Genomic DNA, 20,215 nt, shown 5'->3' with positions numbered 1-20,215 from the left:
AGGAAACTCAATAAACTTTCTTATGAAAACAGTTCCTCTCAAGGCTCAAACCCCGCCTGACTTATAAAAAGCTGCTCTTCCGCAAATACCTCACGGAACTGCCGATAAACAGTATCGTAAGCCAAAGGCTCATTCCATTCCTCAGCCCCCAACTGCGCATACAGTGTCTCCAGTCCAAGTCGCTTAGTTCGTTTACCGCCGCTTCCGTCACCCATAAAATAATCGTCTATGCACACCCGATCCACGAGCGGGGCTAGTTTGTCCGCAAATGCCTCACTGCTTGGCAGCAATGGCGCAACCGCCGCCTGAGTCGGCACGCCCGATTCTTTCAGTAATTGCAAAGCCTTCAATCGAGCTTGAATAGGCGGAGCCATCGGTGAAAAATGTTTGCGTACTGCCTCCAAATCCGTCTCCACCGTCATACTGACGCGTACCCGACTTTCCAGGCGCAGCAGCAGGTCGATATCGCGAGTGACCAGCGGACTTCTCGTCTGAACTAACAAAAAATCCGGTGGTTCCTCCGCCATCGCCTCCAGCAAGGAGCGAGTCACCTGTTCCTTATGTTCGGCTGGCTGATACGGGTCCGTACTGGAAGACATAAAAATCGTCACCGGCCCCTTCGCCTTCGCTTTTCGCAGCTCTTTCTTAAGCAGCTCGGCAGCATTCAGCTTGACATCAACCCAGCTTCCCCACTCCTGTCCACGGAAGATAGACACCGGCATGCCACGCACATAGCAATATGAGCAAGCAAATGCGCAGCCTGTATAAGGGTTGAGCGAATGGCTGTAGCCTGACAGAAAGCCGGTTCCTTTATTGAGCAGCGTCTTCGGCTGCTTATATAAAAGCTCACTTTTCATCGTAACCCCTCCAGCTTGCAGAAAGCAGGCTTTGCTTTATTCAGCTTTGCACTACTTTACTCCTCTTTACTTTTCTTTTGCAGCATTAGCTTTTCACGACTTTCCGCTTCATACTGCGGATAATCGCTTTCGTATCCGGATCGATGCGGTACGATTCGGTTATTTTTTGCAGCGCTTTATTATAGGTGAAAGTGTCGAGCGCATTATTTTTCAAATAGGCCATTGTCGGCTCTGGTTGCTTAATGTAGCAGATGGATACTGCCCATGCCACCGCCATTTTCACATAATACGCAGGATGATTAATCTGATCGAGCCGCTGAAGCACCCGCTCCATATATTCCTCCGTTACATAGAAATTAAGCAGCATAACCGCGGCAAAACGCAAATTATACTCCTGCTCAGAAGCAAAATACGGCTGGATAAAATCCCACATTTCCTGCGGATGTTTTTTTGTTACCTTAAGCCCCGTGCAGAAGCTGTCACATACGGACCAATTATCGATTTTCGGCACAAAATCAGCGATATAGCGCTGAAGCTCCTCCATATCCGTCTTCAAGAGGCCTATGACCATGCCTTGCAGCATGACCTCCTCGAAAAATTCATCATCCGCCTCCGCCAAATAGGTGCGCCAGTCGCCCTTCGCAATTTCCGCTGCAAGCTTGCGCAGCTCCGGCAGCCGAACACCCATTACATTACTAATATTCGGAATCAGCGACGCAGCGAACTTCTGATAGTCCGCCTCCGCACGTATAAGCAGCTCTTCCCTTATCGTTTTGGCCATTTCCATCCCCCACTATTCCAATTTCTTCGTCTTATCCTTACTATACCTCAAGCGGCCAAGGCTGTGAGCCTAAGCGAATGAAAAAGCAAGATAACGAAACTCACATCTCAGTCGATCTGAACTTCCATGGCTTTCATTTTCATCCCCCAGACAGACGATCATTTGGTAAAATATAAAATAGAGCTGTAAGCATGATCGGCTATTGCCTTATCATCTCACCTCACCTATCAAAGGAGCGATTCCATTGACGAATCACGATTCATGTGTATTTTGCAGGCCAGAACTGGAGGCGCGGCAGCGAGCTATATTAAGCAATAAAAGCTGCATCTTTTACCAAATGCCGCAGGATATTTTAATTGGTTCAGGTCTCATCGTGCCGCGGCAGCACCGGGAAAATGTTTTTGAGCTGACGGAGCAGGAATGGGCTGATACGTATCAGCTTGTACATAAGGTGAAGGCGCATTTGGATGAGCTGCATCAGCCCGATGGCTACAATTTGCAGTGGAATACGCAAGGCGCAGCAGGGCAGCATCTGTTTCACTCTCATTTACATATCATTCCGAGATTTGCCGACGAGCCGCTGGCGGGCAAGGATTTGCGCAGCTTTCTAGGAAAAGAAGACAATCGCAGGCCTAGTTTGGCGGCCAACCACCTTCAGCATGAAATTCCGCATAACTAGTTAAAAAATATAGCCAAACAGCTCCTTACGCTGTTTGGCTATATTTACGCCGTCCCTATTTTGCCGAGTCACGCTTCATTCCGAAACTTTGGCGGACAGAGCTTCCGCTATTTTCCTCAAAAAACGCTTGATGGAGAGGTTCGCGGACTCAGGAGCCGCTAATGGCTGCGAAAGCCCCGCTTTTGTGCAAAATTCTCAGAGATAACGGATTTCCTGTCCGCTCAAGCGCTGAAATCAACCAAAAGCTTAAAATAGCGGATCGTCAGGCCGCGAAAAGGAAGTATGCTTCCTACTTCATGCTTCGTGCTTCGTGCTTCGTGCTTCGTGCTTCGTGCTTCGTGCTTCGTGCTTCGTGCTTCCTATTCTAGCTCAGTTTTACTAAGCTGTAGCTTTTTTTGCCTTTGCGGATAATGATGAACCGTCCGCCAATCGCATGCTCGGCTGTAACGGTAAACTCCAGCTCCGTCACCTTCTCGCCGTTCATGGAGATAGCGCCCTTCGTAATATCCTCGCGCGCTTGGCGCTTCGAAGGCTCAATGCCGAGGTCGACGAGCCAGTCGACGATGTTTTTCGGCTCCCCATCCGCTGTGAAGGTCGGCATTTCTTTAAAGCCCTGCTCGATTTCATCCGCTGTCAGCGAGCGAATGTCGCCGCTGAACAGCGCCGCTGTTATGCGCTTCGCCTGCTCCAGCAGCTCTTCGCTGTGCACAAATTTCGTCATTTCCTCTGCCAGCGCCTTCTGCGCCTCGCGTTTATGAGGCTCGGTTTGCACCTTCTCCTCAAGCGCTTCAATTTCCGCTTTGCTCAGGAACGTGAAGAACTTCAAGTATTTCACGACATCGCGGTCATCGGTATTCGCCCAGAACTGGTAAAACTCGAATGGCGTCGTTTTATTCGGGTCAAGCCAGATCGCGCCGCCCGCCGTTTTGCCGAATTTCGTGCCGTCGGCTTTCAGCATGAGCGGAATCGTCAGGCCAAACGCTTTCGCCTCTGAACCTTCTTTTTTCCGGATGAGATCAAGGCCGCTCGTAATGTTGCCCCATTGATCGGAGCCGCCGATTTGCAGCTGCACATCCTCGTTCTGGAACAGGTGCAGGTAGTCAAGCGACTGCAAAATTTGGTACGAAAACTCGGTAAACGAGATGCCGCTATCGAGTCTGCTCGAGACGACGTCCTTCGCCAGCATCGTATTGATGCTGAAGTTTTTACCGAAGTCGCGCAAAAATTCGATAACATTGATTTTGTGCGTCCAGTCGTAGTTGTTGACCATGCGCACCTGGTTGTCGCCGTCAGTCATAAAAAGCTTTTTCAGCTGTGCACTTAATGCGTCTACATTTGCCTGCACCTGCTCCAGCGTTTGCAGCGAGCGCTCGGTCTGGCGTCCGCTTGGATCGCCGATCGTTCCTGTCGCGCCGCCAATCAATATAACGGGGCGATGGCCTGCAAGCTGGAAACGTTTCAGCATCATAAACGGAATCAAATGTCCGATATGCATGCTGTCGCCAGTCGGGTCAACGCCGCAGTACAGTGACACCGCCTTCGTATTCGTCAGCTCGCGAAGTCCCTCCGCATCCGTCTGCTGGTTAATGGCCTCGCGCCATTCGAGTTCATCCATAATATTCAAAGCAAGCAACCCCTTTTCTATTTGATAATAATGGTCATGATTTACGTTAATGAGCGACAAACGTGCTGGAACAGGCTTTTTCAAAATATAAGAATTTATAAGCTTTGCACTTATAAATGGGCTTATATTTCTCGGACTGAAACGAGCCGCGCCGCCAGAGGACGGCGATAGCCGTTTCACCTTGAAATATAAGAATTTATAAGTTTTGCACTTATAAATGGGCTTATATTTCTCCGACAAAGCTCTTCGCACGTCCCAGAAGGACGACGAAGTCGTTTTTGCTTGAGCAACAAAAAATCGCCCCTCGTCTACTAGAGACAAAAGGGACGATTGAATAACCGTGGTACCACCCAACTTGCACAAACAGCTTAAAAATGCTGCTCATACCGCTTTTGGCGAAATATCGTTCGCCCTGCCGCTTGGCATTACCCAAGATACTCCAGAGTGTAATTCGCAGCCCATGTATGTGTCAGGTCTCATCAACCCCTGACTTTCTGCAACAGGGACAAAGCTGCTACTGCGCTCTATCAACGTATAACATGTATTAGATTATAGACAGTATAGCGGAACGTGAAAATCATTGCAAGCTTAAACGTCTAGTGAAAACGTATGGTGAAAAAGAAGCTGCGCTGCATGAAAAGCTTGGCTTACGATCGCCATTACCCTAGAATTTCTTTGAATCAGCCACAATAGGTGAAATTTCAAGGGTAAAAGCGAACGCTGACGCTTCTTCAGTTCAACCTTTTCACTCCGCTACGCTTTTTTCACCGCCCTTTTTAACTTGCTCACTCCTTCACCGCCCCAATCGTCAGCCCTTGAACGAAGTAGCGCTGGAAAAAAGGATAAGCCAGCACGATCGGTCCCGTCGCCAGCACGACCATCGCCATCCGCGACGTATCCTGCGGCATGTTCTGCAATATACCGGTGCTGATCGCTGCATTGCTCGAATTTTGCATAATGAACTGCATGCTCGTCTCAATTCGCATCAGCATCGATTGCAGCGGCACCAGATTGGGCGAATCAATATACAAGAGTGCATTAAACCAGTCATTCCAATAGCCAAGCGTATTGAACAAGCCGATTGTAGCAATGCCGGGAAGCGACAGCGGCAGCACGAGCCGAACAAACGTTTGCAGCTCGCTTGCCCCGTCTATTTTCCCCGATTCAATAATGGCGGTTGGCACCATCGTACTGAAAAACGTTCGCATAATGAGAATATAAAACGCATTGACGAGCATCGGCATAATGAGCGCCCATATCGTATCCTTCATATGCAGCAGCTGTGTAACAACGATGAAGGTCGGCACCATGCCGCCGTTGAACAGCATCGTAAAAATCGCAAAAAAACTGAATAATTGGCGATATTTAAAGCTTCTCTGGGAAATAGCGTACGCATAAAGCGTAATGATGACAAGGCTCAATAGCGTACCGACGACCGTTACAAAAATCGTAACGCCGTACGAGCGCAGCAGCGCCTCGCCTGTCCGAAATATATATTGGTACGCCTCCAGGCTCCATTCCTTCGGAATAATGCGGTAGCCGTTCGAGGCGAGCGATTTTTCATTCGTAAATGAAATAATGACGACGAATAGAAAAGGAAAGACGCAAGCAATCGCAATAACACCTGTCAGCAGACTCAGGAGAAAGTTGGCAGCAGGTGAAATTTGATCGAATCGCTTTGGTTTTTTTACGGGCACGACAAGCTCCTCCTTCGTTTAAAACAAGGCATTATCCTTATTTTTTCTTCTGACGATGTAGTTAGATAGCAGAACAAGCAGAAATCCGACGAAGGACTGATAAAGCCCGGCAGCCGTGCTCATGCCAATTTCGCCGTTCACCTTCAAGCCTCGGAACACATACGTATCAATGACGTTGGTCATCGAATACAGCAGCCCCGAATCTCTCGGCACCTGATAAAAGAGTCCAAAATCCGCGTAAAAGATTTTTCCTACAGCGAGCAGCGTCATAATGGAAATGACCGGAGCGAGCAGCGGAATCGTAATATTCGTAATCTGCTTCCATTTGCCTGCACCGTCAATCATCGCAGCCTCATAAAGCGAGCGGTCAATTCCCATAATAGCCGCCAAATACACGACGCTGCTGTAACCAACGCCTTTCCACAGGTTGACCAATACGAGTATAAACGGCCATTTGGAAGGCTCCGAATACCAATTGATTCGCTCCATGCCCATCCATTCGAGCGTTTTATTCATCAGCCCTTTATCAAAGCTGAGGAAGCTGAATACAAAATAGCCGACAATGACCCAGGATAGAAAATAAGGCATAAACATTGCGGTTTGAAAAAACTTGCTCAGCCGCCTATTCGTAAGTTCGACTAAAATAATCGCCAGCGCAACGGCCAAGATAAGTCCTAAAATAATAAAGGCTGCATTATAAAGCACCGTATTGCGCGTAATGATATAGGCATCCGAAGTGCTGAACAAAAACTTAAAGTTGTCCAGGCCCACCCACTTGCTATTCATGATGCTGGCAAAAAAGCCATCCTTGCTGTATCTGTACTGTTTAAAGGAAATAATCGTTCCCGCCATCGGCAGGTAGGAAAACAGCAAAAACCAGAGGGCGCCTGGCAGCACCATCAGGAGCATCGCTCGATTGCGCAGGATGTCCCGTGAAAATATTTTCAGCTTGTCGAACATGTCGTTCATCTCCTTAAGCGGGCAGCTTCCCAATGCTCGTTATCGTTATAAAAAAGAGAGGCAAATCCGAAAATTCGCCTCTCCCAATTCACAGATTATTTCGGATTAGCCGCTTTCCACGCATCAAGCTGGGTCTGTGCTTCCGCAATGACTTTATCCAGGCCTGCTGCTTTAAACTTCTCAATCGCCTTTGGCAAATATTCATTCGGATCAACGGTACCCGTCATTAACGCCGACCAGAACTCGCCTTTGACGTTCTGAATCGATGCCAGCTCGGTCGTAACGCTCGTTGAATCGAAGTTGAAGCCCAGCGTTGGCGCTGTTTTGCCTGCTTCGTTGAACACTTTGTATTCATCCCATTTGTTCTCAGGATCGCCCGTATTGAGATACGTCAACGTTACATTGCCAAGCGAGAAGGTCGGCATATCATAATTTTTAGACTCATCCAAGTTCTCCATCGCATTGTCAGCCGTTTTCTTGTAATGGACGTTTTCGATGCCGGAATCGATCATATTGCGCAATACCGGATCGGTATTTAGCAGGTTCAGAAATGCCATCGCTTTCTCTGGATGCTCCGAATTAGCCGAAATCGCCTGCATCGAGCCCATAACAGACCAGTTGAAAATCATTGATTCGCTCGCGGGCGTTGAAACGACCGGATAACCATAGCTTGCACTCCACAGATTATCGGCGAAAGGTGTCGTCGCTGCGCGGTCAAGGAACCATTTGCCAGATTTTTGCGTATCGTCCAGCCCATTCGTCGTTGCCGCCTCTGGCGAAACGTAGCCCTTCTTGTAGTAGCTGTGCATCGTATCCAGCGCTGCTTTAAGCTCTGGCGTCTCCAGCACGTTTACGACTTTGTAGTCGCCTTTATCCAGGCTTACGACCATTGGCAGGTTGGCGATCAAATAATCGTATGGCAGTACAGGCATATAATCCTTCGTTATAGCGAATGGAGTAATGTCCGGCTCGCTGTCTTTAATCGTTTTCAGCAGCGGCTCTATGCTTTCCAGCGTATAGATGCCGTCCATGCTCAGATTGTGTTTATCGAGCAGGGTTTTGTTAAAGCGCCACACTTCAAGCGCCGGGAGCTCTTTTTTCGCTGGAATGCCGTAGTTGTGGCCATCTACCTTGGAGCCTTCCAGGAAGGCTGGGTCAAGCGTCTCCACAATTCCTTTGCCCTGCTCCTTCAGCAAATCATCGATTTCGTAAAAGGCTCCTTTACGGGCATTTTGCACATAATCGAAGGCCCATGAAGAAGTAAACATGATGTCCATCGGCGTTCCTGATGAGGTAGCGATTTGCATTTTTTGCGTGTAGTCGCCCCAATCAATTTGCGTCATTTTGATCGTTACGCCAATTTTCTCAGCCGTATATTTGCTGACTTCCTCCATGACGCGGTTGACATCCTTTTGCGGGGTACCGATTGTGTACCAGCTCAGCTCCACTGTTCCCTCTTTGCCCGCATTGCCGCCGTTCCCACTGCCGCTGCTCTCCGCCGTTGCACCTGTTTCCTTCGCACCGCCGTTTGTGCTGCATGCCCCTAGCAGCAGCGAAAATGAAAGCAGCACCCCGAGCAGCAGCATCCAGCTTTTGTTTTGTCTCATCAATCGTTACCTCCCTTTTTTTGTAGCCCCTTTACTAACGCTTAACACTTACTTGTAGATTAACGGATGTAAGCACTTTCAAATAGAGAAGAAACTAAACAAACGCTGTTCAAAATAAACATATACACCGCTGCCCTTTAGGTAGAGGAGTCATCGGGTTCACCGCTTGCTGCAAATAACATACTTTTATAATCGGCTGGTGTTACGCCAACATATTTTTTAAACTGTTTATGAAAATAACCGCTGTCCCAATAGCCGACGTTTCGGGAAATTTCGTGAACCTTCTGCGCCGTTGCGCGGAGCAGCAGCTTGGACTGCTCGATCCGGTATTTGTTGACGTATTCCGTAAAGCTCTCCCCGGTTTCCTTCAGAAACAGCTTGCCTAAATAAACCGGATGAATATGGTATTTGTGCGCCAGCTGCTTGAGAGACAAATCGGTGGCAAAATATTGCTCCACGTCATTCAGCACCTGCTTGACCGTAGGGTTCGTCTCCTCTTTAACAAGCATCGTGGACATGCCGCGGATCGTGCTGGTCATAATAGCAAGCAGCTCCTCCCATTCGGACGCTTTCGCCGCCTTGTTAAAGGAAGCATTCATATGGTCCGCAATAATGGCATTAACCGTATTGGCGCCTCCCAGCTCCTGATGCAGCCAAAGCAGCGTTTGCATCACCAGCATGCGAAGCCTGCTAGGCGTTGCCGCGCCAGACGCTTGTATCGCCTGAAAATCGCCTGTCAGCTCAGCGACAAGCGCCTCCGTATCTGATGCGGAAACCTTCTTCCTATAGCTGGCCCAGTTTAGTTCCATATCGGGAAGCAGCTCATCCTTTTTTGCCGCATAATCCTCATACAAAGCAATCTCTTCTTTATGCAGCAGCAAAAAATAGTCCTGCGCCCGCAGCGCCTGCTCATAGCTGAGCGCCTCCTGTGCTCCTCTTGCCTGAGGAGAGCCGATGGAAATCCGATAAGGACGCGCCTCCTCCCTTTGCCTCAGCTGCACAGCAAATTGCAGGGCCATGGCAGCGCAATCCGCTTCCTCCTCTGCCATAAACACAAGCACGGCATCGCCCTCCACATTTCGCAGAAACAGCCTGTCTCTGCTGGCATTTGCCGATTGCCGCAGCTCCTGCATGAGTCCGTCCTCCCGCTCGCCGCCTCCTCTGAGCAGCATTGTCGTTATATAACAGCCGCTGAAATGGATATCGAGCAGCGCCGCCCGCTCCTGCAATTGCATGGAATCGATCGTAGCGGTCAGCCAGCGATAAAGAATCGTATCTTTTAAAATATTAATTTTCTCAGCTTCAAGCGCGCTGCTCCTTCTCGTTTCATCCAGCTTCTTGACCGTATGGGCAAGCGTTGCGGTCAGCTCGGCGAAATTAAGCGGCTTCAGCAAATAGTTTTCAATGCCCAGCTGCATGCCTTCCTTTAAATATTCAAAATCATTGTAGCCGCTCAAAATAATGACCTTCAGCTCCGGCCTGATCGCTCGCGCAGCCCGAATCAGCTCCAGTCCATTCATAATGGGCATGGAAATATCGGTAATGAGCACATCAGCGGGAACCTGCTGCAGCAGCTCGAGCGCCTTGCGGCCATTTTCCGCTTTGCCCGTCAGCTCCAGGCCATGGGCTGCCCAATCTATGGCATCGTATAAGCCCTCTAGTATAAACGGCTCATCATCGACTAGAAATACGCGGTACATTTTCCATCTCTCCTTTCCTTAAAGCCGGGAAGCTGAAAATAATCTTCGTCCCTTTTCCTTGGACGCTCTCGATGTCGAATCTTCCGTCTTTGCCATAAATCAATTCAAGCCTTTCTTTCACACTCCGCAGTCCAAGCGAATCATCCGGCTCCTGAACCGTATACTTGCCAAGCGACCGTTTAATCTGCTCCAGCCGTTCCTTGCTCATGCCCGCTCCGTTATCCTCCGCTACAATCGTCACCATTTCGTTTTCCAGAGTGGCGTTCACTTTAATAAGGTTGTCCTCCTCCTCTGAACGCAGGCCATGGACGATATAATTTTCCACAATCGGCTGCAGCGACATTTTAATCATCATGCGCTCCGCAAGCTCCGGATCACATCCAATGACGTAGGCAAAACGGTCCTTATAGCGAATGCGAAACAGTTCCAAATAAAGACGGCAATTTTCCAGCTCCTCCTCCATCGTCACGACGGTCTGCTGCTGGACAAAGCTCTTGAACAATACGGCCAAGCTATAGATCATCTCGCTGACATCGGCGGCGCCATGGGAAAGGGCTCTCATCCGAATGACCTCAAGCGTATTGTAAAGAAAATGCGGATTAATTCTCGCCTGCAGCGCTGCAAATTCCGTATGCTTTTGCTTTAGCTCGGCCACATACACCCGGTCGATGTGGCGCGAAAGCTCATCAAGCATTTTATTGAAGCCTTGCGACAGCTGTCCGATTTCATCCTCCTTCTCGTCGACAATTCGAATCGTCAAATCGCCCGTCTCTACCCGCCTCATAGAGCGGATGATCCGGTTCGTCCGGCGTGAAAAATTAATGACGACAAAGGACGGAATGGAAATCGTGATCAAAATAAAAGCAAAGCTCGCTGCAATAACCGCATTTTTCATCGGCTCATAAATCGCTTCCACTTCTCGCTTCGGCATGATGCCAAATACGGTGTAGCCGAGGCTGCTGGACGGGAGCATGGAAATGTAGGACTCCTCCTCCAAAAAAACGAGGCTGTCCACCGATTTGATTTTATTCACATAGGGGTAGAGCTTGCCGTAATAACGGTCCGAGGAGTCAAAAATGACCTGTCCTTCTCCTGACAAAATCAAAATATAGCCCCGCCTGTCCCGTCCCTCGCTCATCAGCGCTGTTTTTAAGGCATCCGCTTGAAAAAAGACGAGCAGCTGCCCGACATTGCTCAGCGTGCCTACCTCATTAATATGTACTCTGACCGAAAAAAGCTTGTCATCCCATTGGCCGATCGTCTTGCGAACCCACGGGTTTGGCGTAGCGACGACGCTGCTTTCCAGCGCCATCGCATCCGGAACGTAGGATTTTGACGCCGGCGTCTGATACAGCTTCGTCAAATTGCTTTGCCCGAACATATAAAGAAACTGCTTCTCGGAGCTGAACAGCAGCATATTCGCAATATCGGCATCGTTTTCAAGCATTTTTTTAAAAAAATCCAAATCATCGACACCGCTGCCCAAATTATTGTAATAGCTGTCCATTTTGAAATTCATATATTCGGAAAAAGAGTGCTTCAGCAAATAGGATAAGGAATAGGAAAAGGACGGGTCCCGGTAAATGTCCTGCACCTGCTGCTGAACGACGCCCACCTTGCCAGAGAGCTGCTGATTGACGCGCTCCATGGACATTTTCTGCTTCTCCAGCTCATTGTCAGCTACCGACTGCGACATATAATCGACTGTAAAATAAGCGAGAGTCGCTGTGGCGCATACAATAATAACAGCAAAAACAAGCATGATTTTGACAAATAAATTATTTTTGATCGCATCGATATACAGCTTCTTCATCCCTTCCCCCTTGCCGCTTGCCGCTTGCTTCTTCATCGACGTTAACAGGAAAAGGAAGACAGGGTGTCGCCCTGTCCTCCCGCTTCTACTAGTATAAGATGAACGGTTTAACAAATGAACCTATTTTTAACTGCGAACATAGAGCGGCTGCGATTGATTGCCCGCATAATCCTCCATCACAATATAGACGACGGCAGCGGTCGATGTGAAGCTCAGGCTTGCCTTGGTCGTTCTGCCGCGAATGATTTTCGCAAAGCTGCCCGCGCTGCCGGAAATATACGTGACCGGGAAAGACTTCGCTACGCCATTTTCATACACATACATATAGCGCCAGTCGCTCGTATTGGGCATCGGCAAATTCAGCGTATTGCCGCTCCATGACCATTGCTCGCCGTAAGGCTCGGCCATTTTGTCAATAAAATGGCCGCTTTTGCTGACAGAGCTTCCTCCCCCCGTCGTAATCGTTACGAGAAAATCATCGCCGTTAATGGGCATATTGCTGAAGGTCACGCTAGTAGCTCCTGCCGAGGCCGACTGCTGGGCAAGGATAGGCTGCGCCGTCGTAATCCAGTTCAGCGAACGCAAGCTCACCGTCGTATTCCCCGCTGCATTCGGCGGATTTACCCAGCTTACCGACAGCTGACCATTTTGCTGAGAGTTCACGTTAATGCCGGAAGCAGCCGCATTCAGATTAAAAGAAAGGGTTGCTGGAAAGCCCTCCAATCCGTCCGCACCAATTGGAACAACCTTCAGCGTGCCTGATGTGGATGGAAGAGCTTTTATATAAAACACATCATCGTATTTGCCGCCTACATAGACATCATTGATATAAATATCGTATTGCTTGACCTTGCTGTAGTCGGTCTCCATGTTCCACTTAATATTCATTTCACCTGTGTCTACAAAGGCTTCCGTAATGGCAAGGCCAGAAGGCGCTGCTGGTTTAATCGCCGAGCCGTCGAAAATGCGAATTTGTCCCACATTGAGCTGGTAACCGGCAATCGCGCTTGATCCTGGAGCAACGACAAGCCCGAAAGCGGCAAGCGATTTGCCCGCATAGGCGCCAAGCTCAAGCTGCTGCGTAATCCAGCCATTCGTCTTATTGCCGGCATTTGGAATGGCGACCTTGACGACCTGACTTGGATTATCTTTAAAAATAAGGCCGATATAAGCAGCCGATGCATCATTAGCCGATGGCTTGTTATAGGTGATTGACAGCTTGGAGTTTGCATTTACGCTCAAATCGGTTTTGAACAGGCGCAGGAAGTTTTCGGCGTTAAGATTGCCATTCAGCACAAGCGAGCTGCCGCCATTGTAGCCGCCAAGCTGTGCATATTGATAACGCTGCGTAGCCGAAAGATCATATTTTGTGCCGTAGTCATAGTCCACCGTCAGACGATTGCCCATCGTATCCTGCCACCATTGCCAAGTGACGGGCACATCCTGCAGACTCATATTGGACCACTCGCTGCTGCTCGAGATCGCACCTTCCTTGTAATAGGAAAGGCCGTGGCCCGTATTGAAATTGGTGTAAAAGTTCGTGCTGCCAATAACGGAGCGCTCCGCAATAACCGAGGCGATACCCGGCCAATAGCGATTGTCCGCATAGACATCAGATGCTGTGTTGGTTGAGGAAACCGCTGTATTTTTCGGGTTCACATTCGGCCCCGACCACCACAGCTGCTCACGCACATTCGTCATCCATTGGTAGTTGTTTTCCGATCTATGGCTGACCGGCCAGCTTTGCCCCATATCCTCATCCAGACCCGCATGGACAAAATCCGCGCCGAGCGTAGCCAAACTTAGACGAGGCAGCCCGCTGCTCAGCTTGCTCGAAAGTGCCGTTCCTTGTACCGACGAAAAACGGTCTCTCCCTGCCTCTAGGCCCGCAAAGCCGATATCAAAAATCGTATAGGCTGTACCATTTGCGGCATTGTAGCTCGCTAGATAAGTATTCGCACTGTTAATTTGCGTATTGCCAACACCGTAGTCAAAGAAAAAGGAATTTGTGACCGTTTGGTGATTCACCTTGTCATGCAGCATCGAAATATTGTTATTGTTGAACGTTCGGGCAAACGTATTTGCCCCTGTCGCCGTATTCAGCGAGTCATACCATTGCACGTAAAGACCGCCGCTTTGCAGCACTTTCAGAAATTCAATATATGCAGGGATGTCGGCTGTCGCAACGTTGGGGGACAATTCCTCCTGGTTCATAAAATAGCCGTCATAGCCAAAATAATCGGCCATTTCAATCATTTTTTGGGCGACTGGAAAATTGCCACTGCTGTCTTTTACAATCATTTGCTTGTAGGTTTGCTGGCCGCGGTCATTGTTGGAAAAAAATACGCCAGCGAGGGAGAGGACGCCGTTTTTGTGTGCGGCATCGGTATACGTTGGATTTGGAATGTTCAGCATGCCGAATTCAAACCATTTTTGCTGCCAGTTCGATTGGGCCAAATCATCGTAATATTCAGGCGGAGTGTAAGCGCTTGCAGTTCCGTGCCAATAAGAATAATAATCGATGTATTGCCAGAAGTTGAAATGATACTGGGCAAACTTGTTCGTATATGGCGCATTTTCAATAAAAGCATTGCCGTAATCCCCTGCGACATTCATCATCTTCACATTGGCACTCAGCGTTGGCTTGGCCTGCGTGCTGGCGAACGGCAAAATCCGGTTTTGCAGCGGCACCTTTGAACGCAGCTTCTCGGCACCCGGGTCTGTGGCTGGGCTCCAATTCGCAATTTGCCCGCTCGTGTAGCCGTGGACGCTTGGCTGATTGCTGCCATGCGCGCTTTCCCCTTTGAATGGCCATGTGTCGCCGGCATACGCAGCAAGCGGCATCATGGTGACGAGCATAGAAGCGGTTAAAGCAACGGCTGTCCATTTACGAAAAGCTGCTTTTTTTCCTCTTGTTAATGGCATCGTTCCATCTCTCCTCACATGATTCGATTTACAATGTAACCATAACCGATGAAAGCCCTTTCCATAAGCAGAAAAATTAAACATTAGCTGTTCAAAATAAAGAAAAAGCCCATTTTTCAGAGGGTGACACATTGGTGGCAGCGCTTAGCACCTTCCCTAACACAACAAAAAGGGTTGGAGCAGGGATATCCCCGGGTCCAACCCTTTTGTTACCTATCTTACGGCTCAATTCCCCATACGAGCTGACCATTCATATAGCCGACAACCTGTTCATTGTTTACGAACTGATTGCTGGATGCCTTGAACGAGTAATCGCCCGCTTGGTTGTAATTGGACCAGTCGGTTTTGGAGAAGCGTGCTTGAATTTCTGCGCTCTGGCCGGGATTCAGTGTTCCAGCCGAGGTCTTAAAGCCAATTTCCAAAGCATAATCGGCACCCTCAACCGGAGTCGCCAGTTTGACGAATTTGCCGGTTACATTCGCATTTCCGATACTGGCCCAGTCGATCCAGAAATTCTGCTCTCTCTCCCCGTCAATCGTGTAATAATACCGGAGCAACACATCACTGAGCTGAATGGCTGTATCACCGGTGTTAACTACTTTGAATTTGGGTGAAATTCCGTTGGTGGAGACACTCGTATTGCCGTTAAAGGCTTGGACCGTCAGGTCTCCCGTGGGTGCGGGAATTCCGCTGTCCACAACATTTAGCGTTAATGCAGATTGATTTCCTCCGCTGAAATGAAAGGTTATGGCATTCTGGCCCAGCGGCAGTGTGGAAAGATAAGATTTGCTCAGAACGACACCAGCGCTTGATGCCGTATAATCCTCGCCCGATATAAGGGTATAATTTCCATTTGAGATACTTGCAAGCTGGTGCCCGTTTAAGGTAAGGGCTACGATAATATCCTGCGCTAGAGTTGCCGCTTTATCAAATGCCGCGCTCACGGGTGCAATGGATGCGCTCGGTGTTGTGTCAACAATTTTGACTTTTAATACGGGATCTTGACCTTGATTGAAATCAAAGACAATCGAATGCTCGCCAATCGGCAGCGTCGCCAGGAACGCTTTTTTCAGCAGCAGCGTATTTCCGCTCAAGGTGTAATCCTGAGTCGCTGACAAAGCATTAGCGCCTGACCGGAGAGCAATTAACGTATTGCCCTTTGAATTCACGGTTATGGCTGGGTCGGTTTGATTGGGTGCATACTTGTCAAATTCGACGGCTGCTGGTGTGATGGACGCATTTGGAATTGGATTTTCAACCTTTAAATCGGGCAGCTCATCGAGCGTAATGACGTAGTCGCTTTGGTACAGTGTGGTTAAGGTCGCTGGGTAATTGAAGGCAGAGCTCATGAGATGTTCCCCGTACCAAGGCAAAAAGTAGAGCCATCCCGCTTTCTCCTCTGTCAGATTTTTTACGCTTGGGACGGTGTCGTTCTCGGTCATGGCCACCATTTTCGTACCGCCCGTCAAATCAACAAGCTGATAAAAAATGGAGGTAATCGCATCCTCGTTGGGGACACCGGACAAGCCATCATAGCGGTTGTAAATCGTATTGTATTTATCGTATCCGATAATATCCACCTGATCGCCGCCGGGATACCATGCGGGAGAAGTGCTATACACATAACTGTTGTAGGTCCAGATTAAGTTGTGCAGGTCGTATGTCTCTGTAAGCTCGGTATAGATCATATCCCATAGCTGCTTATACACCCCTGCGCCTGCCGAAGCCCACCAGAACCATGCACCCTCCCCATTCAATCCGCCATTGCCCTCCGCCTCATGGAAAGGCCTGAAGATCACCGGCACATTGTTATTTTGCAGAATCTCCAGCTGCTCTGCCAAATCCTCAATGGCCATCATTACGTATTGATATTCTTTCGTGCCGGGAATGACCGCACTCGCTGTATTGAAATTGGTTTCCGTCGGTTTGTAGGTGGCTTCTGTCCAATCCACAAACTCTCCGAGCTGATAGGCCGTGAAATTTCGGGGTACAGTAATATGCCAGCTGCTTGTTGCGATCCCGCCCCGGTTGTTCACCCAATCGATCATCCGGGCGGTTGTCCCATCCTCCCAGCCGTAAAGCGGATTATAGTTCAGAAAGTCGAACCCGCGAATGGCCGGATACTTTCCGGTTAAATTGTGAATCCAATCAAACTCCAGCTCGGAATTGCCGTCATTTCCGCCTCCGTATATCTCCTGCTGGCCGGAGAGCATATGATTGCCGTAAACCTCCGTTAAATAATTCATCAGAAGCTGCGTTTCCGGTGTAGCCTCAGAGTCGGCGAGGACAGGTTGCACATTCAAAGGATCAAGTGCGGCATAATCCACAGTAAAGGTATCAAAATAAGCGAATCCCCAACCAGCCTTCAACTGGATGGTGTTGCTTCCTTGGTTCAGCTTGTGATAGCCAAAATCGAAATCCGACCACATGGTCGTATAGGGCAGCATATACGAACCCTTCGTAATGCCATTAACGGTTAAAGATTGCTGCCTGCCGTCAGGACTAAGCTCCTGCATATAGCGGGTCGAGATCGTATACATTCCGGTTTCAGGGACAGTCACTGTAAAGGTAATGGTACCGGAATTCTGCATCCAGACAAATCCACTTCCGGAGTATCCGGGCTTCTGTTGTCCGTAAATTTGGGTCGTTACTTGAAGATCGGAGGTGAGCTGAGCATTTTCGCTTTCAATTGTGAAAAGTGCGTTGTCAGCATGAGCGGGCGATGCTGTCATTAATCCAAGCAGCAGAGTAAATGCCAGCAGCATTGCGCTTGCCTTCTTGAGTACATTTTTCATCCTTGTCCTTCCTCCCCTATCAAAAATGGTAAATACAAGTTCAATGTACAAGCTATTGGATGCGCTTTCATAGCAACCATAGCACAAGTCCCATATTATGTAAATCCCATCTGTATTGAAAATTTCTGCTCATCACTTTCCCCCAACTTACTGGCAACGTTCCCTCTCTCCTTGCACGATTCGATTGACAATTCAACCATAATGGATGAGAGCCCTTTCCATAAGCAGATAGATAAAACATTAGCTGTTCAAAATGAAGAAACCGCACCTTTTCACAAAAAAAGATGGACCGTCTAGCATCCTTCGATGCCAAGACTGTATCCATCCCCTGTTATTTTTGCTTGAGGCCGTTTAACAACCTTCTGTTATAGAGCCGCAGCTTCTATTACGGCCCGGCTAGCAAGCAGCTCGCTGTCCATTCGGCTAACCGCATCGATAATCGCGATATGGAACGAGCCGCTGCCTTTGCCTTCCGTGGCTTCTGCGGCAAGCTCGCCGGCAATGCCCATCGCAGCCACGCCCGCTGCCGCCGCGAGCAGTAAATCCCCCTCCTGCTTCGCGCCGCAGAAAGCGCCAATCAGCGTAGAGCACATACAGCCGGTGCCCGTTACACTGGACAGCTGAGGTACGCCGTTGCGGATATGCAGCGTCCGCTTGCCATCACTAATGACATCGATCGCTCCCGTGAGCGCCACGATGCAGCCGAGCTTGTTCGCTGCTCGCTCTGCTACTTGCTGCGCGGTCTCTTCATCTCTTGCGAGGTCGGCTTCTGAAGCATCGACGCCCTTCGTCAGCGATTCCAGTCCTGCTGCAAAGCGAATTTCTGACAAATTGCCGCGCAGCACGCTAATTTCCACTTCGCTCAGCAGCCGCTCCACCGCCGCATTGCGCAAGGCTGAGGCACCCGCTCCCACCGGATCAAGCACGACAGGAATACCCCGCTCATTGGCCCGCTTCCCGGCTGCGAGCATCGACTCGATTGTACGGCGATTCAGTGTGCCAATGTTAATAACAAGTGCCGAAGCGATGGAGACAATATCGTTCATTTCCTCCAGCTCATCCGCCATAATCGGCGAAGCGCCTACAGCGAGCGCAATATTGGCGCAGTCATTGACCGTCACGTAGTTCGTAATATGATGAACGAGCGGCTTATTGCGGCGCACCGCGTCCAGTGATCCCGCAATCGTTTGTAGGATTTCCATGTAGAACCATCCCTCTCTGCCAAATGATTTAAGCAGCCTTTTTAATTTATATATACCACAAAGTTAGGACGAACACCTATGACGAGCAGCACAGCAGCAGTAAAAAAGGGATGGGTAGAGAGCCTCTACTGTCCTCCCTGCCCATCCCTTTGTAGCAATATCCAGTTGCAGCCATGCTCGGCATGGTCATTCCTTCTAAACGCTCGACGCTTCCACTGGCTTCGGCTTGCCTTCCTTGAGCACTTTGGCGATAAGACAGCCCATCAGCAAAGACCAGACTGGGGATGAAATACCAAAAAAAGATACATTGGCAATGGCAATAATGAAGGCAAACAAGGTCGAAAATCGGTACGTCGTTTCGGAAAATACAGCTTGCAGATTGCCAATCAGCACCCCCGCCAGCGAGAAGCCTGACAGCAGCACAATAAACGCCGATGGCAGCCTATTAATCAGCACAAGCATCGCTCCGGCAAATACGCCGAAAATAATAACCAGCACGCTGCATACGATACCCGCCCAGATGCGGCTCTTTCTTTCTCCAGCTTCGTCGCTGCTGCATAAGGCAGTCATCATGCCCCCGACGTTGACGGCATGTCCGCCGAAGAAGCCAACGAGCAGCGTGCCGAGGCCTGAAAAGACAACCGTCTTGTTCACTGGCGGATGGTAGCCATTTTTCTTTAGGGCTGCCAGCGATACCGCAATATCATTGCTCAAAATCAATATCGCAATTGGAATCGATATCGAGATAAAGCTGCCCGTCGTAAAGGATGGACTAATCCAGTGCGGCATACTAAATTCAGCTGCCTCAGCCGCAGGAAAGTCATGCCAAATGAGCAGACCAATGACGCCAAATGCCAGCATGCCGAGCAAAGGCGGAATCGCTTTATTCAGCCTGGGAACGATAAGAAAGCCCAGAAAAGATAGTAAACCGATAATAGGAAGCTCTTTAATAGCTGGAATAATTGCCACGACGTAATGCAGCACAATTCCCGCCAGCATGGCGTCGAGCATTGGCTTTGGAATGAGTCCCAGCAGCTTGCCGAATAAGCCGGTGGCGCCAAGCACGGCAATAAGCGCGCCAGCCATAATAAAGCTGCCAGCCAGCTCCTTTATCGGATAATGCAGCGCCGATGCGCTGAGAAAAGCGACAGCCGTAAGCGAGTGGGCGCCAGCAAACGGTATTTTGTAGCGGAGGATAAGCCACAAATTCAGCGCCCCGCCAATCACATAAACCGCGAACAGCCACGATAAGGCCTCCGCCCGGCTCAGCCCAAGCGCATCCGCTGCTTGTATAATGAGCACCGCGCCGCCTGTACAGGCCATAATCGCCGTCGCCAGCCCGCTCGATATATTTTTTGTGTTCAGCATGACTGTTCTATAAAGCTCCTTCCCTCTCATGACGCATTCACATGGTGTAAAATAGCGGCCTAAAGCCGGGCCTAATCAGGGCCTGCTTCAAGCCCCTTCTTATTCTAGTATTTCTTCTACGATTGCACAACTTTCAGTCCTGCTCTTATCCTCCGTACCATTTACCGCACCGCTTTATTCAGTCTGAGCCATCAAGCGTAAACGGCC

The 20,215-nt window shown here is 49.4% G+C and carries 13 protein-coding genes and 1 other annotated feature; of the genes, 1 reads left to right on the top strand and 12 read right to left on the bottom strand.

Annotated elements, in window-relative coordinates:
• Window positions 1–38: 38 nt before the first annotated feature.
• Together ABEW34_RS25850 and ABEW34_RS25845 are read right to left on the bottom strand one after the other, a co-directional pair.
• Window positions 39–857: an SPL family radical SAM protein gene (locus ABEW34_RS25850; protein WP_430162728.1), complete on the bottom strand. Its 819-nt coding sequence runs from the start codon at window positions 855–857 to the stop codon at window positions 39–41.
• A gap of 85 nt (window positions 858–942) precedes the next feature.
• Window positions 943–1,638, bottom strand: a complete 696-nt coding sequence (locus ABEW34_RS25845; protein WP_430162725.1) for a DNA alkylation repair protein — start codon at window positions 1,636–1,638, stop codon at window positions 943–945.
• Between the two features lie 244 nt (window positions 1,639–1,882).
• On the opposite strand from ABEW34_RS25845, the gene ABEW34_RS25840 reads away from it, so the two are divergent.
• Window positions 1,883–2,317, top strand: coding sequence for an HIT family protein (locus ABEW34_RS25840; RefSeq protein ID WP_430162723.1), 435 nt, complete (start codon window positions 1,883–1,885; stop codon window positions 2,315–2,317).
• 364 nt (window positions 2,318–2,681) lie between these two features.
• On the opposite strand, the gene tyrS is transcribed toward ABEW34_RS25840, so the two are convergent.
• From tyrS to ABEW34_RS25790, 10 genes are all read right to left on the bottom strand, one after another.
• Complete coding sequence (gene tyrS / locus ABEW34_RS25835; RefSeq protein ID WP_430162720.1) at window positions 2,682–3,941, bottom strand: tyrosine--tRNA ligase; 1,260 nt, start codon at window positions 3,939–3,941, stop codon at window positions 2,682–2,684.
• Between the two features lie 319 nt (window positions 3,942–4,260).
• Window positions 4,261–4,481: a binding site (T-box leader), on the bottom strand.
• A 245-nt stretch (window positions 4,482–4,726) separates the two neighbouring features.
• Window positions 4,727–5,605, bottom strand: coding sequence for a carbohydrate ABC transporter permease (locus ABEW34_RS25830; RefSeq protein WP_430163212.1), 879 nt, complete (start codon window positions 5,603–5,605; stop codon window positions 4,727–4,729).
• Between the two features lie 51 nt (window positions 5,606–5,656).
• Window positions 5,657–6,598, bottom strand: a complete 942-nt coding sequence (locus ABEW34_RS25825) for an ABC transporter permease (RefSeq protein WP_430162717.1) — start codon at window positions 6,596–6,598, stop codon at window positions 5,657–5,659.
• 95 nt (window positions 6,599–6,693) lie between these two features.
• The gene (locus ABEW34_RS25820; RefSeq protein WP_430162715.1) at window positions 6,694–8,205 is read right to left on the bottom strand and encodes an ABC transporter substrate-binding protein; all 1,512 of its coding nucleotides are present in this window, start codon (window positions 8,203–8,205) and stop codon (window positions 6,694–6,696) included.
• Window positions 8,206–8,342: 137 nt separating this feature from the next.
• Window positions 8,343–9,905: a response regulator gene (locus ABEW34_RS25815; RefSeq protein ID WP_430162712.1), complete on the bottom strand. Its 1,563-nt coding sequence runs from the start codon at window positions 9,903–9,905 to the stop codon at window positions 8,343–8,345.
• The gene (locus tag ABEW34_RS25810) at window positions 9,880–11,718 is read right to left on the bottom strand and encodes a sensor histidine kinase (RefSeq protein ID WP_430162709.1); all 1,839 of its coding nucleotides are present in this window, start codon (window positions 11,716–11,718) and stop codon (window positions 9,880–9,882) included. Before ABEW34_RS25810 ends, ABEW34_RS25815 begins: the two co-directional genes overlap by 26 nt.
• A 126-nt stretch (window positions 11,719–11,844) precedes the next feature.
• A complete protein-coding gene (locus ABEW34_RS25805; RefSeq protein ID WP_430162706.1) occupies window positions 11,845–14,643 on the bottom strand; it encodes an endo-beta-N-acetylglucosaminidase in 2,799 nt (932 codons plus the stop codon).
• 218 nt (window positions 14,644–14,861) lie between these two features.
• A complete protein-coding gene (locus ABEW34_RS25800; protein ID WP_430162704.1) occupies window positions 14,862–17,438 on the bottom strand; it encodes a glycosyl hydrolase in 2,577 nt (858 codons plus the stop codon).
• A 365-nt stretch (window positions 17,439–17,803) separates the two neighbouring features.
• Entirely contained in the window at window positions 17,804–18,640 is an 837-nt protein-coding gene (gene thiM, locus ABEW34_RS25795; protein ID WP_430162701.1) for a hydroxyethylthiazole kinase, read from the bottom strand.
• Between the two features lie 195 nt (window positions 18,641–18,835).
• Window positions 18,836–20,008: a benzoate/H(+) symporter BenE family transporter gene (locus ABEW34_RS25790; protein WP_430162698.1), complete on the bottom strand. Its 1,173-nt coding sequence runs from the start codon at window positions 20,006–20,008 to the stop codon at window positions 18,836–18,838.
• Between the last annotated feature and the right edge of the window lie 207 nt (window positions 20,009–20,215).

It is taken from the genome of Paenibacillus algorifonticola, assembly GCF_050481745.1.
Taxonomy (GTDB): domain Bacteria; phylum Bacillota; class Bacilli; order Paenibacillales; family Paenibacillaceae; genus Pristimantibacillus; species Pristimantibacillus algorifonticola_A.
This window is presented reverse-complemented; position numbering and strand designations above follow the sequence as displayed.